Annotated in this window: 27 protein-coding genes; 14 read left to right on the forward strand and 13 right to left on the reverse strand. The window is 46.8% G+C overall.

All coding sequences use genetic code 11. The annotated features are described in order from the left end of the window. Positions 1–9: 9 nt before the first annotated feature. Positions 10–696: a ComF family protein gene (locus NDI34_RS11340; protein WP_190414126.1), complete on the forward strand. Its 687-nt coding sequence runs from the start codon at positions 10–12 to the stop codon at positions 694–696. A 107-nt stretch (positions 697–803) separates the two neighbouring features. On the opposite strand, the gene NDI34_RS11345 is transcribed toward NDI34_RS11340, so the two are convergent. Further along, complete coding sequence (locus NDI34_RS11345) at positions 804–1172, reverse strand: EamA family transporter (protein ID WP_190414128.1); 369 nt, start codon at positions 1170–1172, stop codon at positions 804–806. A gap of 116 nt (positions 1173–1288) precedes the next feature. On the opposite strand from NDI34_RS11345, the gene NDI34_RS11350 reads away from it, so the two are divergent. Further along, entirely contained in the window at positions 1289–1975 is a 687-nt protein-coding gene (locus NDI34_RS11350) for a Mo-dependent nitrogenase C-terminal domain-containing protein (RefSeq protein WP_190414131.1), read from the forward strand. 107 nt (positions 1976–2082) lie between these two features. Then, positions 2083–3102 carry a GTPase ObgE gene (gene obgE / locus NDI34_RS11355; RefSeq protein ID WP_190414133.1) on the forward strand — a complete coding sequence of 340 codons (1020 nt, stop codon included), beginning with the start codon at positions 2083–2085 and terminating at the stop codon, positions 3100–3102. Positions 3103–3312: 210 nt separating this feature from the next. Here the strand turns inward: obgE and NDI34_RS11360 are convergent, their stop codons facing one another. From NDI34_RS11360 to NDI34_RS11375, 4 genes are all read right to left on the reverse strand, one after another. Continuing rightward, positions 3313–4113, reverse strand: a complete 801-nt coding sequence (locus tag NDI34_RS11360) for a class I SAM-dependent methyltransferase (protein WP_348232691.1) — start codon at positions 4111–4113, stop codon at positions 3313–3315. 76 nt (positions 4114–4189) lie between these two features. Beyond that, positions 4190–5800, reverse strand: coding sequence for a 2-isopropylmalate synthase (locus tag NDI34_RS11365; RefSeq protein ID WP_348232692.1), 1611 nt, complete (start codon positions 5798–5800; stop codon positions 4190–4192). Between the two features lie 95 nt (positions 5801–5895). Next, on the reverse strand, positions 5896–6417 hold the full coding sequence (locus tag NDI34_RS11370) for an NYN domain-containing protein (protein WP_190414139.1): 522 nt from the start codon (positions 6415–6417) through the stop codon (positions 5896–5898). Positions 6418–6735: 318 nt separating this feature from the next. Beyond that, positions 6736–7578, reverse strand: a complete 843-nt coding sequence (locus NDI34_RS11375) for a sulfurtransferase (RefSeq protein WP_348232693.1) — start codon at positions 7576–7578, stop codon at positions 6736–6738. Positions 7579–8174: 596 nt separating this feature from the next. Here NDI34_RS11375 and NDI34_RS11380 point away from each other — a divergent pair. The 4 genes from NDI34_RS11380 to NDI34_RS11395 all read left to right on the forward strand — a co-directional run bounded on the left by NDI34_RS11380 (position 8175) and on the right by NDI34_RS11395 (position 12337). Further along, a complete protein-coding gene (locus NDI34_RS11380; RefSeq protein ID WP_348232694.1) occupies positions 8175–9062 on the forward strand; it encodes an MnmC family methyltransferase in 888 nt (295 codons plus the stop codon). A 363-nt stretch (positions 9063–9425) separates the two neighbouring features. Continuing rightward, positions 9426–10469: a two-component system response regulator gene (locus NDI34_RS11385; RefSeq protein WP_190414701.1), complete on the forward strand. Its 1044-nt coding sequence runs from the start codon at positions 9426–9428 to the stop codon at positions 10467–10469. A 152-nt stretch (positions 10470–10621) separates the two neighbouring features. Then, the gene (gene glmU / locus NDI34_RS11390; RefSeq protein ID WP_190426984.1) at positions 10622–12001 is read left to right on the forward strand and encodes a bifunctional UDP-N-acetylglucosamine diphosphorylase/glucosamine-1-phosphate N-acetyltransferase GlmU; all 1380 of its coding nucleotides are present in this window, start codon (positions 10622–10624) and stop codon (positions 11999–12001) included. A gap of 6 nt (positions 12002–12007) precedes the next feature. Then, the gene (locus tag NDI34_RS11395) at positions 12008–12337 is read left to right on the forward strand and encodes a YnfA family protein (RefSeq protein WP_190414703.1); all 330 of its coding nucleotides are present in this window, start codon (positions 12008–12010) and stop codon (positions 12335–12337) included. Positions 12338–12389: 52 nt separating this feature from the next. Here the strand turns inward: NDI34_RS11395 and NDI34_RS11400 are convergent, their stop codons facing one another. Together NDI34_RS11400 and NDI34_RS11405 are read right to left on the reverse strand one after the other, a co-directional pair. Next, positions 12390–13349, reverse strand: coding sequence for an isoaspartyl peptidase/L-asparaginase (locus tag NDI34_RS11400; RefSeq protein WP_190414704.1), 960 nt, complete (start codon positions 13347–13349; stop codon positions 12390–12392). 107 nt (positions 13350–13456) lie between these two features. Continuing rightward, a complete protein-coding gene (locus NDI34_RS11405; protein WP_190414705.1) occupies positions 13457–13618 on the reverse strand; it encodes a DUF2256 domain-containing protein in 162 nt (53 codons plus the stop codon). 113 nt (positions 13619–13731) lie between these two features. Here NDI34_RS11405 and NDI34_RS11410 point away from each other — a divergent pair, with 113 nt between their 5' ends. Both NDI34_RS11410 and NDI34_RS11415 read left to right on the forward strand, forming a co-directional pair. After that, complete coding sequence (locus tag NDI34_RS11410; protein WP_190414706.1) at positions 13732–14565, forward strand: RNA methyltransferase; 834 nt, start codon at positions 13732–13734, stop codon at positions 14563–14565. A gap of 199 nt (positions 14566–14764) precedes the next feature. Beyond that, on the forward strand, positions 14765–16576 hold the full coding sequence (locus NDI34_RS11415) for a serine hydrolase (protein WP_348232695.1): 1812 nt from the start codon (positions 14765–14767) through the stop codon (positions 16574–16576). A 593-nt stretch (positions 16577–17169) separates the two neighbouring features. Here NDI34_RS11415 and NDI34_RS11420 read toward each other — a convergent pair. Next, complete coding sequence (locus NDI34_RS11420) at positions 17170–17475, reverse strand: Ycf66 family protein (protein WP_348232696.1); 306 nt, start codon at positions 17473–17475, stop codon at positions 17170–17172. 218 nt (positions 17476–17693) lie between these two features. Here NDI34_RS11420 and NDI34_RS11425 point away from each other — a divergent pair, with 218 nt between their 5' ends. The 3 genes from NDI34_RS11425 (at position 17694) to NDI34_RS11435 (ending at position 20043) form a co-directional block, all read left to right on the forward strand. Continuing rightward, positions 17694–19151 carry an ATP-dependent DNA helicase RecQ gene (locus tag NDI34_RS11425; RefSeq protein WP_348232708.1) on the forward strand — a complete coding sequence of 486 codons (1458 nt, stop codon included), beginning with the start codon at positions 17694–17696 and terminating at the stop codon, positions 19149–19151. A 79-nt stretch (positions 19152–19230) separates the two neighbouring features. After that, on the forward strand, positions 19231–19773 hold the full coding sequence (locus NDI34_RS11430; protein ID WP_348232697.1) for a GNAT family N-acetyltransferase: 543 nt from the start codon (positions 19231–19233) through the stop codon (positions 19771–19773). 96 nt (positions 19774–19869) lie between these two features. Beyond that, positions 19870–20043 carry a hypothetical protein gene (locus tag NDI34_RS11435; RefSeq protein ID WP_348232698.1) on the forward strand — a complete coding sequence of 58 codons (174 nt, stop codon included), beginning with the start codon at positions 19870–19872 and terminating at the stop codon, positions 20041–20043. Between the two features lie 3 nt (positions 20044–20046). On the opposite strand, the gene NDI34_RS11440 is transcribed toward NDI34_RS11435, so the two are convergent. Beyond that, positions 20047–20214 carry a hypothetical protein gene (locus NDI34_RS11440; RefSeq protein WP_190430644.1) on the reverse strand — a complete coding sequence of 56 codons (168 nt, stop codon included), beginning with the start codon at positions 20212–20214 and terminating at the stop codon, positions 20047–20049. 7 nt (positions 20215–20221) lie between these two features. Further along, positions 20222–20311 carry a cytochrome b6-f complex subunit PetN gene (gene petN / locus NDI34_RS11445; RefSeq protein ID WP_190430645.1) on the reverse strand — a complete coding sequence of 30 codons (90 nt, stop codon included), beginning with the start codon at positions 20309–20311 and terminating at the stop codon, positions 20222–20224. A gap of 149 nt (positions 20312–20460) precedes the next feature. Between petN and NDI34_RS11450 the strand changes: the two genes are divergently transcribed. Next, the gene (locus tag NDI34_RS11450) at positions 20461–20904 is read left to right on the forward strand and encodes a hypothetical protein (RefSeq protein WP_190414713.1); all 444 of its coding nucleotides are present in this window, start codon (positions 20461–20463) and stop codon (positions 20902–20904) included. Here the strand turns inward: NDI34_RS11450 and NDI34_RS11455 are convergent. Beyond that, a complete protein-coding gene (locus NDI34_RS11455) occupies positions 20891–21568 on the reverse strand; it encodes an SDR family oxidoreductase (RefSeq protein ID WP_190430646.1) in 678 nt (225 codons plus the stop codon). The genes NDI34_RS11450 and NDI34_RS11455 overlap by 14 nt on opposite strands. A 101-nt stretch (positions 21569–21669) precedes the next feature. Further along, positions 21670–22296, reverse strand: coding sequence for a class I SAM-dependent methyltransferase (locus NDI34_RS11460; RefSeq protein WP_190430647.1), 627 nt, complete (start codon positions 22294–22296; stop codon positions 21670–21672). Positions 22297–22374: 78 nt separating this feature from the next. Between NDI34_RS11460 and NDI34_RS11465 the strand changes: the two genes are divergently transcribed. After that, positions 22375–23079, forward strand: a complete 705-nt coding sequence (locus NDI34_RS11465; protein ID WP_348232699.1) for a methyltransferase domain-containing protein — start codon at positions 22375–22377, stop codon at positions 23077–23079. Between the two features lie 206 nt (positions 23080–23285). On the opposite strand, the gene NDI34_RS11470 is transcribed toward NDI34_RS11465, so the two are convergent. Next, positions 23286–24398, reverse strand: a complete 1113-nt coding sequence (locus NDI34_RS11470; protein ID WP_348232700.1) for an acyltransferase — start codon at positions 24396–24398, stop codon at positions 23286–23288. Positions 24399–24509 lie beyond the last annotated feature (111 nt).

The raw sequence follows: 24509 nt of genomic DNA on the forward strand, positions 1-24509 counted from the left end.
GTATTGACGATGGGGCATTGGAGCCAGACTGTAAAAGGTTTGCTAAATCTATTTCTGAAGTCCAACTGCCCACTCTGCCAGCGCCCGACTTCTCAAGAATTTTGCGAAGACTGTCAGCGGCAACTGCAACGCTGTCAGATGTCCAATCCTAACCAATTTTGGCAAGGGCAACTACCCGTGTTTGCTTGGGGCGGATATGGAGGGGCAATGAAGAGAGCGATCGCTGCCCTAAAATATGAAAACCATCCCCAACTGGCTCGTCCGTTGGGTCATTGGCTTGCTCAAGCATGGCTGAATTCTCCGGTATCCGCTCAGCTCAAATTAACCGTAGTGCCCATCCCCATGCACCCCTCCAAAGTGAGTCAGCGAGGCTACAATCAGGCAGATTTACTGGCTCAAAGCTTTTGCGATTATACCGGCTACCCCATGCGATCGCTGGGTTTGGAACGGGTACGGGCGACAGAGGCTCAGTTTAGCTTATCTGGCACCGAGCGAGAAAAAAACTTAGCTGGCGCTTTCTCCCTTGGAAAAGAATTTCTTCGTAGCCGTCCATCTACGCCAGTCCTGTTATTAGATGACATTTACACCACGGGAGCAACCGCTCAATCTGCGGCTCAAACACTCGCACAACATGGCATCCGAGTATATGGTTTAGTTGCAGTCGCGACTCCTAAAAGGGTGAAGGATGATGGTTGATACGAACCAATTAGCAATTACTAATGACACCCGGTGTGCAACTTTCTGTATTTTCGCCCAATCAATAGGGGTTAAGAAAAAGTGGCGCAGGGCGTAATGCACGAAATTTAATTTTTCCAAATCACTAACACCACGCCGCTGATAATCAGACCCAAACCCACCACGCGGCTCAAAGGAATCGCTTCTCGGAAAATAAAATAACCCAGCAGCACAGAGAATACATAAGTCAGACTTACCGCAGGGCCAGCGATGCTGAGATTCACCCGCGTCAGTAGCAAAATATAAACAAAAGCCCCTAAACCATAGCAAGCCAGACCCGCTAGAAGTTCTGGTGTACCGAGAATGCTGAAAAGATGACCGATCCAATTAGCTGCATTGACTCTGCCTAACTTCAAAGCTCCAGCTTTGAGCAAAAATTGCCCTGCAACGCTCGCTAGGATCGAAATCAGGAATAATCCAAATTCTGGTGAATTCACAGAAATATCAATAAAGTGAGGAGATCCGTCTCTAAGTTTACAGCCATCCGAGGCTGAGCCAGAGCTAGAATCGACTCAAAGGGATCGCAACGTAAATTCAAGCAAATCAGAGTGTTATGACGAGCGTACTTCAGTCTCCCTATACCAGCGAGCAAATGGCGGTTTGGATACGCGGCTTGCTAATGGTTGCTTGGGCAGACGGCAATTTTGACGCCGAAGAACAGAAATTAATTTCATCGCTGACTCAGAACCAAGTAGCGCCCACAATGGATTTGGGATCGCTCGAACCGATTACTGCCGATGAATTAGCAGCGGCTTTTAGGCAAGATGCCAGAAGCGCAGAAGATTTCCTGCGTACCGCTGTGATGGTGGCAGTCGCAGATGGCGTTTATTCCTCCAGCGAGGATGAATTGCTATTCCAGTTTTGTGAGGCATTAGGACAGCAGCCGAAAGCGCTTTCATTGCTGCGGCAAACGCTGATTCCTACCTCAGAAAGCGAGATTTCCGCTGACTCGGACAAAGGAGCAGCGGCTCGGATTCGGCAGCGGGATGTGCTGCGCCCAGTACGGGTATGGCTAGATGGGCTAGAAATTCACGATCCGCGATTGGCGAGATTCTTGTGCAAAATGATTCCTGCCCAGTGCCCGTTTGAGCGCGATGTCAAGCTATTTGGTCACAAAATTGTCCACATTCCACCGCTGTGTAAGCTCAATCCCATCTACGAACAGTTAGTAGGTTTGCGCTTCCGCGCTTTATCCTATTTGGCGGATGATTGTGGTGAAGATGTGTCACCGTATTGTTAGTGGAAGACTGGCTAATGGCTAATGGTTCATGATTCATGGTTCATGGTTCATGGCATCCCGGAGCAAACGATCAATCAGTAACAATTAGCAATTAGCAAAGGAAATTTATGCAATTTATCGATCAGGTAGAAGTTGAAGTGGAGGCGGGGAAAGGCGGCGATGGAATTGTCGCTTTCCGACGGGAAAAATATGTGCCAGCTGGGGGGCCATCCGGGGGGAATGGCGGTCGCGGTGGTTCGCTGATTCTAGAGGTGGTTGAGAATTTGCAAACCTTGCTGGACTTCAAGTATACCCATCGTTTCAAGGCTGAAGACGGTTCGCGCGGAGGGCCAAATAATCGCACGGGTGCCGCGGGACGCGATCGCGTGATTCATGTTCCCCGTGGCACGATGGTTTATGATGCCGAAACGGATGAGTTGCTGAGCGATTTGGTTGAGACCGGGCAAACTTTTTGTGTGGCGAAGGGTGGCAAGGGAGGTTTGGGAAATCAGCACTTCCTGAGCAACCGCAATCGAGCGCCGGATTATGCTTTAGACGGGTTGCCAGGTGAAAAACGGCAGCTGCGTTTAGAACTGAAGCTCTTAGCTGAGGTGGGGATTATTGGTTTACCCAATGCCGGTAAGTCTACGCTGATTTCGGCGATTTCAGCGGCACGACCGAAGGTAGCAGATTATCCTTTTACAACCTTGGTGCCGAATTTGGGGGTAGTACGCAAACCCAGCGGTGACGGCACCGTATTTGCTGATATTCCAGGTTTAATTGAGGGTGCCCATATGGGTGCCGGGTTGGGACACGACTTTTTGCGTCATATCGAGCGTACCCGATTACTGCTGCACTTGATTGATGGGACTAGCGAAGATCCCATTGTTGCGTATCAAACGATACAGCAGGAGTTGCACTCTTACGGTCGGGGGCTAGCAAATCGTCCGCAGATTGTGGCGCTGAACAAGGTGGATGCAATCGATCCCGATCGTGATGTGGAAGCGATCGCGCAACAGCTTCGTCAGTTAAGTCATGCACCCGTATTCCTGATTTCAGGGGTTGCTGGCATTGGGCTAGATCAAATGTTGCACGAAGTTTGGCAGACCCTCGCTCAACTGGATGAACTAGCCACCATTAATCATTAATAACTAAAAATTAAAAATGTAAGAATTTATCTTTCATTTTTAATTTTTACTTGTGACTTTTGCTGGGGATTAGTCCTAATAACGCTTACAAATTACTGAATTCTTAGCTTCGTTTGAGGTTAGAAACCTAACCAGTGTGAGTTTTTTCTCAAAACAAGCTAACAATTTTCAGTAATTAATCTCATCCTCCGCTTACTTGAGAAATACAAATTATTTCGTTGCGACTACAGCAAGATTCCAGGCAAAACGCTTCATTAAAGGAATCTTTTTTAAAACGCCATCCATCTTTTCTAACCGTTGATAATTGGGTGCCAATCTTTCATGTTCAATAATAATTTTTTTCCAGTAACGCTCTTTATTTGGATCGATTTTTTCAATCAAATAGAAGCGTAGAAAAATCCACAGCGTTGCCAACCAAAACGTATCGTAAGACGTTTCTGAAAACTGGGATTTTACAAAATTGACAATATTAATATCCAGCGGCGTTTCATCTTCAGTCCGCACTTTCGTCGCAATCCGGCGGTACACATTAATGACTGGATTGTGTTTCAGAGGGTCCCAAAAACAAGCTTTTCCACCAGGTTTAAGAACCCGGTGCATTTCCCGAATTGCGAGTTTCGGATTGGGTAAATGGTGCAACAAATTCGAGGCGTAGACGATATCGAAACTATTATCGGGGCAATCGAGCGCGATCGCATTCATGGTTCGCCCCTCAATCTCGACGCCGTTTTTCTCTGCCAGTTGTAGGGCGACTTCCACCATGCCGGGAGAGTAGTCAGATGCCACGCACAGCGCCCCTTTTTTGGCAAAGTAAACGCTATTTTCCCCAGCACCACACCCTAAATCGAGAAGCTTTTTGCCTCTGATATCTCCCAGTCGTCTGAGGATGAAACGATTTTCAGGGGAAGTACAAGCTTCAAAATAATCTTTGACTTTAATTCCCTCTACATCAATGGTAGATGCCCATTGATCGTGGAATTTTTTCTCTTTGTCAAAAATATCTTCTTTCATGCTGGGTATTCAGAATTAAATAAAAAGGTACGCAAAGGATTTTCTCACTTTGCGTACCTCTATGGCTGTTTGCGGTTTATACTTTTTGGGAGATTACTGCCGATCGCGTCTCTTCTTTTTCCAAGGCAACATACAAGCGATTCAGGGCGTTGACATAGGCTTGGGCGGAGGCGACGATGATATCGGTGTTGGCAGCATGACCGGAGAATACTCGATCTTGGTGCCGTAGGCGAATCGTAACTTCTCCGATGGCGTCAATTCCAGCCGTTACCGATTGAACGGAAAATTCAATCAGTTGGTTGGGGACGTTGACGACGCGGTTGATTGCTTTATAAACGGCATCTACGGGTCCCGTCCCGATGGCGGCGTCGGTGAGTTCTTCGCCTGCGGGAGTGCGAAGTGTGACGGTTGCGGTGGGCTGAGAGTTGCTGCCGCAAGAGACTTGCACCAATTCTAAGCGGAAAATTTCCGGGGCTTGTTGGATTTCATCGTTGGCGATCGCTTCCAAATCCCAATCGGTGATTTCTTTCTTTTTATCCGCTAAGTCTTTAAACTTCAGAAAGGCTTTATTTAACTCACTTTCTGATAGTTCAAATCCCAATTCTTTCAGTCGAGCGCTGAAGGCATGGCGACCGGAATGTTTGCCCAGTACAATCTGATTATCGGTTAAACCGATAGATTGGGCATCCATGATTTCGTAGGTGAGCTTGTTTTTCAGCACCCCATCTTGGTGAATGCCAGACTCGTGTGCAAAAGCATTTGCGCCCACGATTGCTTTATTCGGCTGCACCAACATCCCTGTTAAGTTGGAAACTAACCGAGATGTTTTGTAAATCTGCTTTGTGTCAATATTCGTGAGGGGTTCTTCTGACTCCTCTGGGCGTCCTAAAAATGGATTGTAATACTGACGCCGGACATGGAGTGCCATCACCAATTCTTCCAGCGACGCATTTCCCGCTCTTTCGCCAATGCCGTTAATGGTGCATTCTAGCTGTCGTGCGCCATTCTTCACAGCTTCCAAGAAGTTCGCCACCGCCAAGCCTAAGTCATTATGACCGTGTACGGAAATAATTGCTTGGTCAATATTCGGCACATTCTCTTTAATTCCCTTAATTAAGTCACCAAACTCGCTGGGAGTCATGTAACCAACGGTATCGGGAATATTGACAGTTTTGGCACCCGCCGCAATTGTCCGCTCTAGCACTTGGTAGAGGAACTCTGGATCGGAGCGAGCGGCATCCATTGGGGAGAATTCTACATCGTCCATGAAGGATTTAGCGTAGGCGACCATTTCTTCTGCGATCGCTAACACTTCAGCCCTTGTCTTTCTTAGCTGATATTCTAAGTGAATATCAGATGTCGAAATAAAGGTGTGAATCCTACCTTTTACCGCCGGTTTTAGCGCTTCTGCCGCGGCTTCAATATCTGCTTTGATCGCTCTTGCCAAACTACAGATAACCGGACCATCTTCTGTCCCGACTGTCTTGGCAATTTTCTGAACTGCCTCGAAATCTCCTGGGCTAGCATAAGCGAACCCCGCTTCAATCACATCCACGCCCAAACGAGCCAATTGTCGCGCGATACTCAGCTTTTCGTCTACATTCAGAGTTGCGCCGGGGCACTGTTCCCCATCTCGAAGGGTCGTATCGAAAATAATAATCCGGTCTTGGCTAGGTTCAACGTTCATAGGTCAAAAAAACACATCCTTCAAGTTTGATTCATTCGCCGTTAGTCATTAGTTCTTGCTAATTAGTTATAGCCAAAAAAACTAAGGTTTGAAGACTAATATTCAGTTTTTTCAATAAATTCCCGAATTTCATTCAGGTCTATGTAGCGGTCTGTAGCGTTTCTTAGCTCTCTCGCTATCATTCCTTCTGTGGAAACTACTGTAATATGCGTATTTTTAGAACGTAACAGTTCGATGGCTCTTTCAAAATCGCCATCTCCACTGAATAAAACTACTCGATCGTACTGTTCTACTGTATTAAACATATCAACAACAATTTCAATATCTAAGTTCGCCTTTTGCGAATAGCGACCGGAAGTGTCATCGTAATATTCTTTAAGAATTTTTGTACGGACGGTGTATCCCAAACTAATTAGTGCGTCTCGAAATCCTCGCTGATCCTGCGGATCTTTTAGCCCGGTGTACCAGAAGGCGTTGATGAGATTTGTATCGGGCTGTTCCTTTCTAAAGTATTCCAATACTCGCCTAGGATCGAAAAACCAACCATTTTTTTGTTGAGCGTAGAACATATTGTTCCCGTCTACAAAAATAGAAAGACGGTTCATTAAGAAAGCCATAGAAACTAAAACCTAAAATTTGTAGAAAAGAATTTTAGTGGAATGATTTATTCTAGCAATTTGTTACGAATAATTATTCATAAGTACTTTAGTGCAATCCCTATTCTTTTTTATCTTTCCGGATCTCCCCAAAACCTGCTGGCATTCAGGAGGTTTTTCGGGCAAAATCGGCGATTAAAGTCGAAAAAGGGGAACAGCACCGATAAAGTCAAACATAACTTCTTCTTTAAACTCTACCTTAGTTGAGGACTCTATTACTGTCCTAGTGGACACTATCGTATAGTTAGGGCAAGTACTTAAGCACTGCCTTTATAGTATTTACAGGTAAGAACACCAATCACTCCAACTACCAGCATATAGCTTGCCCGTATGAACTCCCGCTATTTCTAAAGACAACAGATTTACGCAGGCGGTAACGCCAGAACCACAGTAGACTAAAACCTCCTCAGCTTGCTCTAAGCCTACCCATCGTGCGCGTTGTTCCGTCATCGGTCGTAGGTAAGATTGACTACTCGATACTTCCTGCCAAGGATAGTTTACGGCTCCGGGGATATGACCGGCAATTGGGTCAATGGGTTCTTGTTCGCCAGAAAAGCGATCGCCTTCCCGCGAATCTACCAGTACCACTCCTGGCAAGTCTTTTCTGGCTTTGACGGTTTCAATATCTACTACCCAGTCTTGTCGCACCTGAGGCACAAACTTGCCTATTTGAGGCGTTGGAAGAACATCTGTAACCGGATATTCCGCTGCCTGCCATCCGGAAAAGCCGCCATCTAACAAAGCCACGCGATCGTGCCCTAGGTAACGCAGCAGCCACCAGAGACGTGCAGCAAAGGCGAATCGGGAATCATCGTAGGCAACAACCAAGGTTTCCTGAAAATTTACCCCAATGGCTGCTAACTTCTTGGCTAATTCATCGGGATTGGGCAATGGATGCCTTCCCCCGTGCTGTCCGACGGGTGCAGAAAGGTCTTTGTTGAGATCCAGATAGTAGGCACCGGGAATGTGACTGGTGAGATACTGCTGGTGTCCCAATTCCGGATTGGCAAGGGAAAAGCGACAGTCCACGACGATAACTTGCGAAAGCTCCGGAGCCGCTGCGCTAAGGCTCAGGTGTTCAAAAAGCCACTGGGCGGAAACGACAAAAGGGGTATCGGTCATTGACTTGACTCTTTGCAATCAAAACAGTGTACAAGTCTTCAGGGAGCGATCGCATCTGTGTTGCCACTGCAATAGTGGAGAAGCGATCGCGTTTTTGTTTGAAATTCAATTTTAAGTATCCATGTGACTCACTTACAATTTATAGAGTTAGCTGAGTGTTAGAACCAATAAAATAGATAGCAAGACACGAAATTATCGCTAAGCTGGAAAAGTTACATTTTGACCAAAACTAAACCAGTTTCACCTAATAAACTGCAACCCGTTGGTAATGCATTTAATCAGCGGTATGATAAACTTTTGATTTGCTTATTAGAAAGATTTCACGAGCGGTTTTCAAGAATAAATGACCGAAAATTTCTCACTTTAGAGCTTCCATAGAGCAGCATCTTGGTAATCAGGGCTTCATGTTATCTCGTATTAAAGAGGCTGAAGTGATTGATGCATTATGTAAAAAGTGGGTTCAGGAGTGGGCAAGCGTAGCCGAAGTCGTGCAGTTTGCCTAAGAGTCACTCGTCATCTGGAAAAATTAAATTTAGTTTCAACTGAGCTTAAGCAGTTTTTGCAGTGCTTTATTAACCTGCCTTCCTCTCTAAAAAATGCAAGACATGGGCATCTTCACACCTCAACTCACCGCTGATGGCTCATTCACCTTCTTTTCAGAAGAGTTTGGCGAAACTTTTCATAGTCAGCAGGGTGCGAAGAAGGAAGCCGAACTTAAGTTTGTCGAACCCACTCAACTCAGGCAAAAAGCGCATCAACCAACATTACATTTGTTGGATATTTGTTATGGTCTGGGCTATAACACCGCAGCGGCTTTGGAAACGATTTGGCAAGTGAATCCAAATTGCCGAGTGGAGTGGGTGGGGCTGGAATTAGATGCATCGGTACCAAAAGCAGCGATCGCGCATCATCTACTGAACCACTGGAACCCAGATCACGCCCAAATTTTCCACCAGCTAGCCACTTCTGGCAAAGTTCAGACCGAACGCCTGAATGCTCAGCTAATCGTGGGAGATGCCAGAGCCACAATTCAGCAGATATACCACTCAAACTTCCGGGCAGATGCGATTTTTCTCGATCCTTTTTCACCCCCCCGATGTCCGCAATTGTGGACGGTGGAATTCTTAAGCTGGGTTGCCAAGTGCTTAAAACCCGATGGGAGGCTTGCTACTTATTCTTGTGCGGCGGCGGTGCGGGCTGCTTTAATCGCCGCTGGGTTACAAATTGGTGCGACATTCCCGGTGGGAAGGCGATCGCCTGGAACGGTCGCTAGTTTTACAAACCTAGATATAGCGGCGCTTTCAGTACAAGAACAAGAGCATTTGCACACCAAAGCTGCCATTCCCTACCGCGACCCTCATCTGTGCGAACCCGCTGATGCGATTTTGCAGCGTCGTCAAATCGATCAACAAGCTAGCGCTTTAGAGCCAACCTCTCATTGGAAAAAGCGTTGGTTATTTCAATCCCAGCTCAGAATTCAATAGCTCTACAAGCGAGTGCTTTAGAACAAACCTCTGCTTGCAAACACTGCGGGTTATTACAGTCCCCGATCGGGATTGAATGCGATCGCCGCAATGGTCTAGGTCTCAAACGGCGGTGTATAATCGTAGCATTCTTTGCAATCGCTCAAGTGAAAGATTATTAACTTTTAAGAACTGCCTGACCGAACCCGGACAGATAAAGAATCTCCGAATTTTGTAGGTTATCAGAAGATTAAATCGATGCCTGATGCCAGAAGACGGAAGCTGCAATCAAGATGTCTGCTAAGTGCTGTTAATATCCGTGAAAAACCCGATTCCACGGTTAAGCTATTCGCTCATACTAAAAACAAATTTATGTTATAAATCATGCTCAATTTATCAACGGCTGCTTCTTCTCAAACAAGGTTGTCTTCAGTGAGCTTTCTAGGTTCGGAGTTGCCCAAAATTCTGGTGGTTGACGATCATCCCTCCAGTCGGATGACGGCGGTAGCACTGCTATCGGTGGAAGGCTACGAAGTTTTGGAGGCAGAAAGTGGGCCAGATGCATTGAAGCGTGTAGTCGAGTGCAACCCAGATTTAATTCTGCTGGATGTAATGATGCCGGGGATGGATGGGTTTGAGGTATGTCGGAAGTTAAAACAAGACGAACAAACCCGCCTGATCCCGGTCGTTTTTATCACGGCGCTAAATGATAGGCGATCGCGCATTCTGGGCATTGAAGCAGGTGGAGATGATTTTCTGACCAAACCCTTCGATCGCTTAGAACTCTCTGCCAGAGTCCGGTCTCTCGTCCAGCAAAAGCGTTTGAATGAAGACCTGGATCACGCCGAACAAGTCCTGTTCTCGATCGCCCGTAGTGTTGAAAGCCGCGATCCGGCGACAGGCGATCACTGCGAACGGCTGGTGGAAATGGGTAAAGCTTTTGGTGAATTTCTGAATCTTTCTCGCAACGAAGTTCGGGATTTGATGTGGGGCGGTTATCTCCATGACATCGGTAAAGTGGGCATTCCCGACGCCGTGCTGCTCAAAACAGGGAAACTCAACGACGAAGAATGGGTAATTATGAAGCAGCACGTCCTGATTGGTGAGAAAATTTGTCAGCCGCTGCGAACCATGCGGGGCGTCATTCCAATTATTCGCAATCACCACGAACGCTGGGATGGAACGGGTTATCCCGATGGTTTAGCTAATGAGGAGATTCCCTTTTTGGCGCAGGTTTTTCAAATTATTGATATTTACGATGCCCTGACAAGCGAACGTCCCTACAAACGCGCGTTTACATCAGCACAAGCCTTAGAAATTTTTGCAGAAGAAACGGCAAAAGGTTGGAGAAATCCTCAATTAGTAGAGAAGTTTACTGAGTTTATTCAATCAGCTCGCGTTGCTGAGGCGATGCCAGAAGCCGTGTAGGGGCAAGCTCGGATTGACTCAAAAATTTAGTCGGATGCTGGCGTCGGCTGACTGAGCCAATGTTTCACCCGGAAAGAACCACGAACGCTCTTTCATGGTTCATGCTTCATCCTTTATTCTTTTAGCTGGTCTGATAACGCGAAAAGCTGAATATGGTAGCAGTAGCAATTCTTGCAGCGGGACGTGGGACGCGGATGAAATCGGATCTGCCCAAGGTCCTACATTCCTTGGGAGGGCGATCGCTCGTCGAACGGGTTCTCCATAGTTTGTCTGAAGTCGAACCATCGCGGTGCCTCGTCATCGTTGGGTATCAAGGCGATCGCATCAAAGATGCCTTGGTAGAAGTCATCGATCGATTGCCCCCACTTCCCAATCTGGAGTTTGTTGAACAAACCCAGCAGTTGGGCACGGGTCATGCCGTCCAGCAATTACTCCCCCATCTGGAAGGCTTCACCGGCGATTTGCTGGTTTTAAATGGGGATGTCCCTTTGTTGCGATCGCAAACGCTCAAAAATCTGCTGCAAACTCACCAAGAGCATCAGAACGCCGCCACCCTCCTTACCGCCCAAATGCCCAACCCCAAAGGCTATGGGCGGGTTTTTTGTAATGGTCAAAATCTGGTCAAAGAGATTGTAGAAGACCGGGACTGCTCGCCTGCTCAAAAGCAAAATCGCCGGATTAACGCAGGGGTTTACTGCTTCAATTGGCCTCAACTGGAAAAAGTATTGCCGCAACTGGTACCGAACAATGACCAGCAGGAATACTATCTAACCGATGCGGTTAAATTCATGGAGCCAGTGATGGCTGTGGATGTGGAGGATTACCAGGAAATTCTGGGAATTAACGACCGCAAACAACTTAGCAATGCTTACGAAATTTTACAAGAGCGAGTCAAGGATGCCTGGATGGCGGCGGGTGTGACTCTCGTGAGTCCAGACACGATCACCATTGATGACACGGTAGAGTTGCAACCGGATGTAGCGATCGAACCGCAAACTCATCTGCGGGGAAATACCACGATCGCATCTGGGAGTCGCATTGGCCCTGGTAGCTTGATTGAAAATAGCCAGATTGGGGAAAATGTGACGGTGGTTTATTCTGTGGTGACTGACAGTGTGGTTAAAAAGGGCACCCGGATTGGCCCCTACGCCCATTTGCGCGGTCATGTAGAAGTCGGGGAATCTTGCCGCATCGGAAATTTTGTGGAACTGAAAAATAGCACCTTGGGCGATCGCACCAATGCGGCCCACCTGTCCTATTTAGGCGATGCCACTTTAGGAAATAAAGTGAACATCGGGGCGGGGACAATTACTGCTAATTATGACGGCGTGAAGAAGCATCGTACCAAAATCGGCGATCGCACGAAAACCGGCTCCAACAGCGTTCTGGTTGCGCCAGTGACACTGGGAGAAGACGTAACCGTTGCCGCCGGGTCTGTGGTCACGAAAGACGTTCTAGATGATTCTTTGGTAATTGCCCGTGCCCGTCAAGTCGTCAGAAAAGGCTGGCGCTTAAAACCCCAGCAGGAGTAAATCAAGATGCCAATTATCAAGTCTGTATTCTATTTCGTCTTAGCCGGGTTATGCGAAATAGGTGGAGGATATCTGATATGGCTTTGGCTGCGGGAAAATAAGAGTATTTGGTTTGCTTTCTTAGGAGCGATCGCAATGATTCTCTACGGAATCATTGCGACGCTGCAACCTGCCAATTTTGCGAGAGTTTATGCAGCTTATGGAGGTGTCTTCATCGTTCTTTCTATTCTTTGGGGATGGCAGGTAGATAAGATAGCTCCAGACAAATTTGACTTGTTAGGAGGTTGGATTGCTCTGCTTGGCACGCTGGTCGTTATGTATGCACCTAGGGGTTAATATTTTTACACCCTAACTGCAAGTAGGCTGCAACCTGCCACCCTACTTGCACTTAAGAAATGAAGCCGGATAGGGTGTCACCCGTCCATTCCAAGGTATCGCCCATCTGTTCGCCAGTGTGAAAAGCAGCGAGGAGGACTTCGCTCGTTTTCCCAAATGCGATTGCTCCGGTTGCATCAATCCCAATCGCCCCAAAATCCCGCTGACGCCCACGCGCTTCGGTAAAGGAGCGCTCAAAGGCATCTGCCAGAGACAAACCATCCGTCACCCGCACCACAATCCGCGCTGCCAGACATTCATCAATAATGTCTTCTCCAATTCCCGTACAGCTAATTGCCGCTTGAGCGGTGGCGTAGTTCCCCGCAGGCATTGCGGAATCGCTGACTCGACCAATCCGCTCGAAACCCTTGCCTCCCGTCGAAGTGCCTGCGGCTAAATTTCCCTGACCGTCCAAAACCACAACTCCAATCGTGCCGCGTCCAGCCTCTGGGTCATCCACCAGCTCTTTTTCCGCCACAACCCCAGCGGCTTCTTTAATAAAATTCTCGCTCCGCTCTTGCAGCCACTCTTGCAAGCGAATCTCGATCATCGGATTGTAAATCGGAACCTGCAATTCCCGCACGAGTTCTGCCGACCCGTAATCTGATAGCACGCGATCGGGTGAAGCTTGTAAAGCTTGGGCCAGATCGATGGGATGTTGAATGCGGGATACATTAATCACGCCACTCAAGCGCTGAAATGCCCCATCCATCAGGGAGGCACTCATGCGAATTTGACCATCTGATTGCAGTACCGAACCTGTTCCCGCATTAAAGCGGGGATCGTCCTCCATCAAGTGGCAACCATGTACCACTGCTGCTTGGGCAGTTGCTCCTGCCAAAAGCAGGGTATAAACTTCTTCCACGACTTTGTAGAGTGATTTGCGGACTGCGTCAGCCCCCTCTTGACTTTTGAGGGCGCTACCGGCACCACCGTGAATAATCACCTTGGGTTGCACCTGATTGAGTGACATATTTCAATCCTTTGTAATTTTTAATAAATACCAAGACTCAGCCTTGATTTCAGATTTTAGATTTGTGATGTTTTCAATCCAGTATCGAAAATCTAAAAATTGGGCTTTTACGCGGACTCATTGGCTTGGTTGCGGCGGCGGCGACAGCGCTCCGAACAGTATTTCACATCATCCCAACAATCAGCCCATTTTTTGCGCCAGGTAAAGGGACGCTGACATACCGGGCAAATTTTGCTGGGTAAGTCGGACTTGGATCGAACGCGCTTCATGTTAATTTGACGGTACATTACCAATATTCAATTTTACGAAATAGATCGGAAGTCAGGTAATTATGTCCGCCCATAGAGAGATGCGCTTTTAGACTATTTTATTCTTTTTACTTATGGATGAGACTAGATTAGCTAAGGTGCGGATTGTATTGGTAGAGCCAGCAGGCCCGCTGAACGTAGGTTCTGTGGCTCGCGCGATGAAAAATATGGGGTTGCGGCAGTTGGTACTGGTGAATCCCCAATGCGATCGCCTCTCGAAAGAAGCAACGGATATGGCAGTTCATGCCATAGACGTACTGGAATCGGCTCAGGTAGTCGCGACGATCCCAGAGGCATTACAAGGGTGCGTGAAAGCGATCGCCACCACTACCCGCTCCCGAACGTTAGACACACCGCTAGAAAATCCCAGAATCGCTTTACCTTGGTTGCTGGAAGAACCGTTGCCATCAGCCTTGCTCTTTGGCCCAGAAGATCGCGGGTTAAGTAATGTGGAATTAAACTATGCTCAGCGATTTGTACGCATTACCACGAATCCGGAGTATCCTTCATTAAATCTGGCTCAAGCAGTTGGGATTTGTTGTTACGAGCTTTACCAAAATTGGTCAGCACTCAGCAGTCAGTCGCAAACTACTGACAATCAACAGTACGGGCATGGCAGTACCGTGCCTCTCCCAACTGAAAACCCACAACTGACCATTGACCCTGCCTCATTAGAAGTTTTGGAGGGGTATTATCAACAGATGGAAGCCGTGTTATTAAAAATGGGTTATCTCTATCCCCACACCGCCGGCAGCCGTATGGAAAAATTCCGGCGTCTGTTCAATCGAGCCAATCCCAGCAAAGCAGAAGTGGCAATGCTCCGAGGCATTTTCAGCCAGATGGACTGGGCGCTACAATTTTTGCCACATTCTGTTGCTAATGAACCAGAACAGCAAGACGCACCATAAAATAAGCAAAAGTTGCTAGGAACGTTAACGTTAACGCTCTTTTGTCCGTTAGCGGTGTTGCGATACGCAAAAGCATTCGTTCCCTGATGCAAGTGATAGACCCTGGAAAAGTAAAGCCAAGGCTTAGCCGGTACAGTGGTTAGTCACTCTTTTTAACAGCTAACAATTAACAATAACCATAGTGGTGGAGGAGTTAGGAGTGACTCAGCAGTCTGAAACTCAGTCAGTTGTGTCAGCGGTATCAGGAGGAAGTACGTTTAAAGATAATGGGCAAAGCCCAAATAGTTCATCCTCACCGAACCAACACAATCGTTCTGACATCCGCGAACGTCGGCGGGAGCAACAAAAAAGACAACCCGCGTCGCGGAATCGACGCGACGCACTCAAAACGACACCCTTGAGCGTGAGCCGTGAAGTGGCTGCGACGCCGCGAGGAAAGAATCAAAGTTCAGCAAGGATGGGTTTCGGTTTGAAAAATGCGCCCCTAGACACAGAACAAAAAAAATCTTCCCCGTCCCTACGTACTCGAAACTCCTCCCGCGCCAGTCTGTCACTGCGACAGGTGCAGTCAAATTCTGCTCCCAATCGTTCCTTAAGATCCACCACGCCAATGAGGAAATCACTCTCGCGATTCGCTTCCGATGTGAATCAGGGAAGGCAAGGGATAGAAGCACCTGCACCCCAAACAAGCCGCCGAGATCGCTCGCGTCAAGGTGGTTCAATCCCCAATCAAAGTCTGCGCGAGGCAGTGCGCCCTTACCCCGTCCCGTCACAGGGGAATGTGAGGCGCTTCCAGAAACGCCCTCCTGCCCAGCCAGCTCAGCCCACAGGCACGCATAAGAGCGGGGGAACTTTACCTCAGCGCCGGACGCGATCGCCCGGACGCCCGGTTTCTCCCTGGCTGTACGGTGCGCGTCTGCTCATCTTGGGAGTGGGAATTGGTGCGATCGCGGGAACTGTTTTATCTGCTTGGGACCCGGCAACCCGCCAGCTAGCAGGCGCTGCTAACAAGGATTCCGCCCTCCATCAGCAGTCAGCAGTCGGGGCGATTGGTCAAGCGCCGGGACAAAAATCACCAGCTCAAGCTGACGCGGCGATGGGTACGGCGGCGGGTACTTCCGTTCTGACGCTGAATCAAGAAATCCCAGCGCTGAAAGCACATGTACAGGCGCTGGTGACGCAAAATTCCAAATTAAATCCAGGCGTCTTTTTAGTAGAGTTGGAGACGGGTGCCTATCTTGACTTTTCGGGTAGCGAAATCTTCCCAGCTGCTAGCACCATTAAAGTGCCAATTCTCGTCGCCTTTTTCCAAGATGTGGATGCTGGAAAAATTCGTCTGGATGAACCGTTAACGTTAGAGAAAAATCTGATGGGTTCTGGTTCCGGCGATTTGCAGTACAAAAAGCCAGGGACAAAGTACACCGCCCTAGAGGTGGCAACGAAGATGATTGCGATTAGTGACAACACCGCTACCAATATGCTGATTCAGCGTTTGGGCGGTGCTGAGGCGCTGAATCAGCGGTTCCAATCTTGGGGATTGACGTCAACTGTTATCCACAACGCCCTACCGGATTTGGAAGGAACAAACACTACGAGTCCTAAAGAGTTGGCGACGGTGATGGCAATGGTCAATCAAGGCAATGTGGTCTCGGTGCCATCGCGCGATCGCATCTTGCATATCATGCAACAAACGGTGACAGATTCGTTGCTGCCACGGGGACTGGGGAAAGGCGCTAACATCGCCCACAAAACCGGCGATATTGGCTCTCTAATCGCGGACGTTGGCTTGATTGATATGCCCACTGGCAAGCGCTACATTGCCGCTGTGATGGTGCAACGCCCCCACAATGACGCTAAGGCATCAGAGTTGATTCGCCAGATATCTCGTACCGCTTATCAACACTTCAACCAACCGGCGACACCACCCAGTTCGACGGAAGCGCCTTCAGGCATCTCTAGCCCAATTCCCAAGCCGATTACGGCGGGAAATCCTACCAGTTTTATTAATTAGCTGAAGTTAAGCACAGTGGTGAAAATAAACTGAATTTGTTGGGGCTGGTAATGGGTAATTGATAATCGGAAATTGTCAATAGTTAGCGATTAATTGCAACTGACCACCGACTTTGAGGGAAGCACAACAAACTGTGCTTCCCTCAAAGTCTTAATTGCCTTTTTTACATGAAAAATGTAGTCATGTTTAACTAGGTTTCGTAGGGATAGATAAAAGAGCGATCGCTCTGAAGAATTACCGCTTTTTCACCGGACACTCTTCTTAATTTATCTGTGTCGCTCTAACCGCTCAATTACAATATCTTTCATCATCATATAAAGGATTAATAAAAATAAAATAAATTGCCCAAATTGTAAAATTGGATCTAAACGCCCACCTTGAAAAAATAAAATTATTCCGGAAATAATTAGTGAAGACTCTATAATTGCAAAGAGAACTTTACGTAATTTGAAAGCTGAAGTTCTCAAGCTATTTGTTCGTCTGGATACTGCGCCTCTAATTAAAATTAAGTGGGTAATAGCGAGAATTATATATATCAACCCTACAAGCGATGCTGAATTTAAACCCAAATTTATCATCTTATAAACTTATTTCTAATCTCCAATAAAATGGCTATAGATATCTTTTATGATTAGGGAAATAACAACTCCAGTTAAAAGAAGTTGTTCAAATTGAAGGATTGGATCTAAACGCCAACCATGAAATAATAAAATCATCCCGCTATATATCATTAATATTGGGAGAATGAGTGCCTGACCAATATATAGAGCGATGGACACAGGGATCATGCGCCTAAAACGTTTAAATATTAAAAATATAGCTATAAACGGGTAAATTAAACCGATAATCCAATACACTAAACCGAGTAACAAGGCTAAATTTAAACCGTAGTTAACCATTAAGCGCACTCCTTTTTAAGAAAAAACTAAAATAAACTACGTCAGATTTAGCTGAAGCTTAATATATCTTATTGCTAAAAATAGCCACTAGAAGTAATCCGATTTGAGGTGTGAGATGCTAGCCCTTAAGATTCCAGACTTCGAGAAAGAAGTCGGGGATCTCTTATTCACGAATCATTTAGGATTGCTATAGAAGCGATCGCATCTACATACGAATGATGAATAATTCCGAAACAAAATCCTGGGAAGAAGTCCGCATCGCCTTCAAAAAAATCTGGGGATATGATGATTTTCGACCTCCACAAGGAGAAATTATTCGCAGCTTGTTGCAAAAGCAAGATGCCCTAATTGTGATGCCAACGGGCGGGGGAAAGTCGATTTGTTTTCAACTCCCGGCGCTTCTGCAAACGGGACTAACGTTAGTGATTTCGCCCTTGGTAGCGCTAATGGAAAATCAAGTGCAGGAATTGCGCGATCGCAAGTTACCCGCTGCCTTGTTGCATAGCGAAGTGCCGACTCACCAGCGACGGCAAACGCTGCAAACTCTCGAACATTTGAGATTATTGTACTTATCCCCAGAAACGCTGCTGAGTGCCCAAGTTTGGGAAAAGTTGTGTCAACCAAAACTAAAAATTAACGGCTTAATTCTCGATGAAGCGCATTGCTTAGTGCAGTGGGGAGAGACATTTCGACCAACTTATCGACGACTGGGAGCGGTGCGACCGGCGCTGCTAAAATTAAAGCCAGCTGGGACTAAAATCGCGATCGCTGCTTTCACTGCCACTGCCGATCCCGCAGCGCAGCAAACCATCCAACAAGTCTTACAACTCCAAGAGCCAGCGGTTTTCAAAAATAGCCCCTATCGGCAAAATCTACACCTGAAAGTGCAAACCATTTGGACACCTAGAGGACGCCGCCAAGGGTTATTCAAGTTTATTCAGGAAAGACCCAAACAAGCAGGGTTAGTCTACGTCCGCACCAGGCGAGATAGCGAAGAATTAACTCAGTTACTGAGCGATCGCGGTTATGCGACAGCAGCTTATCACGCGGGGCTGAGTCCAGAGGAACGCCGCTCAATTGAAGCAAGCTGGCTGAGTGATGAAATGCCTTTTGTCGTGTGTACCTGCGCCTTCGGGATGGGGATTAACAAACCGAATGTCAGGTGGGTTGTTCATTTTCATTCGCCTTTGCTGCTTTCCGAGTACGTGCAGGAAGTAGGGAGAGCTGGACGAGATGGTAAATTATCTGAAGCTTTAACCTTGGTGAGCGAACGGACGGGGTGGCTGAACCCGGAGGATAAGCAAAGACGGGAATTTTTTGCGGGAAAGATGCGATCGCAATATCAAGAAGCTCAGCAACTCGCATCCAAACTCCCACCAAAAGGGGAAGTAACCGCCGTAACTAAACAGTTTCGAGACGGTGCTATAGCGCTTGCTCTCCTCCACAGTGCTGGACAATTGGAGTGGCAAGATCCCTTCAATTATGTTCGGGGTTCGGTTGGAAAATCTCGCTCGTTTGGGGAACTCAGTAGCCAGCAGCAGCAAGTTCAGTCCCAGATGGCTCAATACCTGAACACACGACAGTGCCGTTGGCAGTTTTTGTTACAGGCTTTTGGCTTCACCCAAGAGGCATCTGGCTGGCGATGCGGACACTGCGATAATTGCGCTCGAAGCTAATCTTCGGAGTCTGTATCAGTTGTTAACCCGCTGCGAGCAACGTTGAAGATGAAGTAGGTTTTCACTTCGGAATTGAGTCATGTTTATTCAAACTCATCGTCTGCTGCTGCGGGAATTTACGGAAGCCGACTGGTCTGCCGTCTTAGCCTATCAATCCACGCCAGCATATCAACGCTTTTATCCAGAGGTCGGGCGCACTGAGGCAGACGCTCGCGCCTTCGTTAATCGCTTCCTCCGGTGGCAGCAGGAAACGCCCCGATGGAGGTATCAATGGGCAGTCGTCCGGAGACAGGACGGACTGATTGGTAATTGCGGTATTCGCAAAAGCGATCGCGATGCCTCAGAAGCAGAAATTGGGTGTGAATTGGCTCCCGAACACTGGGGGCGAAATTATCCGGTTGAAATGAGTCGTCCGCTACTGCAATTTGGCTTTACAGAGCTTGGACTGCATCGCATTTATGCACGCTGTATCGCTGAGAATAGAGGGGCGGTGTCATTGGCGCAGAAGCTTGGGATGACCGAAGAAGGTCGCTTGCGAGAGAATGTCAGCATCCGGGGACGGTGGCATGACACGCTCGTATACGGGATCTTGAAGCAGGAATGGGAGGCGATGGTTGAATAACACCGGAACACGGACTAAGTTAAACTTCTTGAGGCAAAAGTCTTTTCTTTCTTCTTCATGGCTAGAGCCAAGGGCTTGAAACCCTGTCTGCTGAGGATGCCAACTTCTTTTTTACTGAGTCCTCAGTCCTCAGTCCTCAGTCCTCAGTCCTCAGTCCTCAGTCCTCAGTCCTCAGTCCTCAGTCCTCAGTCCTCAGCCCTCACTCCTGAAGACTTTTTCGCTCAAAAGGCAAAAGGCAAAAGTAAAAATTTTTACTTTTGCCTTTTATAGACCCTAGACTTTAGTTGAGCGACGACGAGAGGGCTTATTCTCTCGCCTCTCCCGATCTTGGCGACGGCGATCGCGCCATTCTATCAGCGTCAGATAGATAATGCCCCCAGAAACCACCGTTAACAGGGCGAAGGTAGAAAAAGCCAGAACAGTCAGAACAGAAGTTTCCACAATGCTTTTAGAAGCCGTTACGACCCCAAATGACCATTGAAATCGACCAAGTAAACAAAACCAAAACTGAAACCCAACCGAGACTCAAAATATCCATAGTTGTATGTAAAGATAAGTGCCCAATAATCACTCCAGCGCCTATCATAATTCAATTTGAGGCATCTATGGCAGACCTCGGCGAATGACGAGGTTGCCAAAAAAACCTTTAACTGAACTAGGAGCGATTTTCACAGGATATTGCACGAGATGGTTGATCGGCTTGAGCGAATAGAATCTATCAAGGCAGGAACTGTTGCTGCTTTGTCTTTTTTCCTGGGTTATGGCATTGCTACCCTGAGCAATATTCTCGTGCTGTCGGAGCAGTTTGAGACACTCGCCAATCTGAAAGTCACGAATGGCGTTCACTTTCTAGTGAGTATGGCGATCGCTCTTTTGAGCGGTTTTCTGTTTGGCGTCACCTACCGCTATATTATTCGAGAAGACCCCAATCCACACCTCAGGACTGGCGCAGTGTTTGCCTTTGGGTTGGTGCGGGGATTAGGGCAAGTGGAGGCTGGGTTAAATTTCCCCGATGCCTTCTGGTCGTTTGGGATTCTAGGAGGAGAGAGTATTTTGCTATTTGCGATCGCTCGTCTCCTCCTCGACTGGACAATTCAGCTCGGTTGGGTAAAACCGTTTAAGTCAAGCTAAATTCCGCAAACTCTGGTTGCCCATACATCATATTTCGGTCAACCGCTGAGAGGATTTTCTGGTTCGCAGCATCAGAATTAAGACACTGGCAAGTCAACTGCGCGACATCCGCGCGATGAATCGTCCCCGCAACTCGCGGATCTTCCGTCAAAACGCCATTGCCAGTTGCTGGTTCAGACTTCAATCCGCCGGGGCGGATAATAGTGTAAGTTAGTCCGCTGTCAATCAGATACTTCTCGGCTTTCTCCTTTTCAATTAACACTGGCTTCAGCGTTTCTAAAGCTTGTGGAGGGATAGCCCCGACACTATCTCCACTTCCAATCGAAGAAATGAGGATAAACTTTTTTACCCCTGCTTTCACAGCGGCGTCAATGAGATTTTTGTTCCCCAAAAAATCAGCTCTTTCGCCGTCTTTGGGTAAACCGCCGATGGTGCTAATCGCAGCATGAATCGGTTCATCTCCTAAGATTGCCTGCTCAACTTCGGCAACATTTAAAGCGTCTCCCATCACTCCTTTAATTCCCATCGCTTCCAATTCGGCAGCAGATGCTGGCGATCGCAGTAGTGCCTTCACTTTCTGGTTTTCCTGTATTAAGTAGTTGGCAATTTCTCGACCAACGCCCCGACTGGCACCCGCTAGAAAAATATAGGATTCACTTGTCATCTTAAATTTCTTACTGTCCTAACTTGATCTTTCATATTTTGCCGTAATTAGGGCGAAGAAAAAATGTAAAATTCCCAAACCTATTCTTCAATTTTGCATTTTTAATTTTTAATTTTTAATCTTCTCCTTGCCACCATCACCAGCCAAGATTGAGCTTCACAAGGCAATCCTGGGGGACGATAGTAGTGGTGGAGAATCTCAAAATCAGCTTGTTCTAGACAGGGTGCCAAAGTTTCATATTCCCACCCAGAAACAAAGCGATAGCCGGTTGGACGAACGCTATAGCCTTCGCTATCTCCACGACAAATAGAAATAATAATTGCACCGCCAGGAACCAGCGCTTGATGCAAATCCTTCAGCACTTTCACCATTTGGGAATGAGGAACGTGAAGTAGCGATGCATTCGCAAAAATCCCATCAAAGGTTTCTGGCGGCAGATCGAGATTGAAAAACGACTGCTGCCAAACCTCACAATCCGCAGCCTGTCGTGCCATTTCCACAAACGCAGGCGTTGCATCCAAGCCAATCACAGTATGCCCTTGGCGTTTGAATGCCAGCAAATCTCGTCCGGGACCACAGCCTAGATCGAGGATTTTACCCGGATTTTTAGGCATCGCCGCTACCAAGGCATCACGATTTTGGGAAACATCGTGATCCCAAGTGCCCTCCCGAAACGATTCTGCTGTCGCTTGGTACTCCGCAATTGTCAGTTGCTCGTGTTCCTGCATCCTTCGCCTTGCTCAAACCTAATAGAATCTTACTATTCTCTATTTCCTCGTATTCTCTGTACCTCTGTGGTTTAAATTATGTTTCCTGGAGAAGTATTCGCCAACACCGCTGATTTTGACACTGGGATTCGCCATCTGTTGCCACGCTATGACGAAATGCTAGATGCGATTGCCCTTTGTCTACCCTCTAGCACCAAAGCTATCCTGGAACTCGGCTGCGGCACCGGCGAACTCAGTTTAAAAATCCTCAACCGCTGTCCTGATGCCCAACTGGTTGCTGTAGATTACTCTCCTCGGATGATCCAGTTTGCACAAAAGAAAATCCACGCAGCAGGCTATGCAGGCAGGTGGACGGGAATTGAAGCCGACTTCGGAGATTGGGCGAATCATGCGTTGGAACTGGGAGAAAGCTTTGATGCCTGTGTCTCATCCTTGGCAATTCACCATCTCGCCGACGAAATGAAGTTGAAATTATTTCAGCGGATTGGTGAAAGCCTCAATCCAGGCGGCGTCTTTTGGAACGCAGATCCCATCCTGCCGGAATCACCAGTGATGCAGGAAATTTACCAAACGGCGCGGGAAGAATGGACATTGCAGCAAGGAACAACGCTGGCAGAAATTCGCGACAAAATTGGTAAGAGCAATCCTCAAGGTTACTCTAGTCAAGATCAATTAGCGACTCTAACCTCCCACTTAGAAATGCTGACAAATTCTGGGTTTACTACAGTGGCTATTCCTTGGAAATATTACGGTTTAGCCGTATTTGGCGGCTTTGTAGGATAAGCTTTTAACCCCAATTTATGGTTGGAAATCCTTATCTAACCCTGTGAATGTGAGAAAAAAATCTGGTAAATTATGCCAATTCGGCATAATTTTATCTTCGCGTCTTCGTGGTTTAAAAAACAACTTTTGAACTACGAAGACACAAAGCACGCAAAGAAAACCCTCGTCTTTCAACTGACACCTTGAGGGCGGTAGTAATCCCAATCCTACTGCTGTAATGCTTGAGTGCCTTTCTTTGCCAAAATTGCTGAGGATAGGGCTGAACGCTTACTTAAAGAAAATAGGTAAGGAAATTTTATCTTTTTTGTTAGCTCATACAACAGGATTGGTAATATTAGACTAAAAATAGTTACCAGAATGATATGTAAAACCACATGATTGATGTGAAGACCTTTTTGGAGGAATATTCGAGTCGCTCCCATTGCTAACATATGAGCTAAATAAATGGGCATCGATAAAAAACCCAGGTAGCGAATAATATCTAATTTTTTGGTTTCTGCCAAGTAGAAAGATATGCCTAGGGTAACTATGATTCCTCCAGATGCCATAAAAAATCTAGTTCCTGGTTGTTCGCTTAAACCAAATTGTAAAAGTGTCATTTGAAAGATGACAAATATCAGCGCGATCGCGCTGATTTGTTGCTTGTTCAATTTATACAAGGTACTCGGAATATTTCTCAAGTCGTTGTGCAACCAGCGTGCCACAATTACCCCAACGACGAAAAACACAAACATACTCATGAATTTAGTCAGAATTTCGCTAGGCGCATAGGGATTCAGCAAGTAAATTAAAATAGAGAAAGAAAGCAATATATATAGATTGATAAATTTTCGAGCGATCGCAAAGACTAAATAAGACGCAAATAAAACATATAAGAACCAAAGAGTAATTAAAGGAATGGGGTTAAAAGCCATGTAAAATGGTAAATCTTTAAACTGCAATTTAATGGGATTATTCGTATAGGTTGACATCAAAACCAAAATACTACCTTGGATAACAGACCAAAGTAAGTAGGGATACACAATTGTATTGAATTTATCCCCCCAGAATTTCTTCTTACCCTTCAATAAGCTTTTTTCTACAAATAAACCGGAGAGAAAAAAGAAAAGTGGCATATGAAAGCTAGAAATAAAATTAAAAGAGTAATCATGAAATAAATCATGCATTCCCATTCCAGCATTTTTTAAATTGGTCAAAACATGGACATAGACAACTAAAATGATGCCGATGCCTTTGGCATAATCAATCCAGTCAAGTCTAGTGCATGATAACGGTTCCGGCTTGCTTGGTAAAATTTGTAATTCTTCGACAGGCTTCATAATCTTGGTAGTTCCCCTTAATTGCAGTGCTGCATAATTCATGGAACCAGCAATGCCTCTTTTATAAAGTCAAGGATATGGCTTCCGTAAAGACTACAGAAATCCGATATT

Source organism: Trichocoleus sp. DQ-U1, from assembly GCF_039961925.1.
GTDB lineage: Bacteria > Cyanobacteriota > Cyanobacteriia > Cyanobacteriales > FACHB-T130 > FACHB-T130.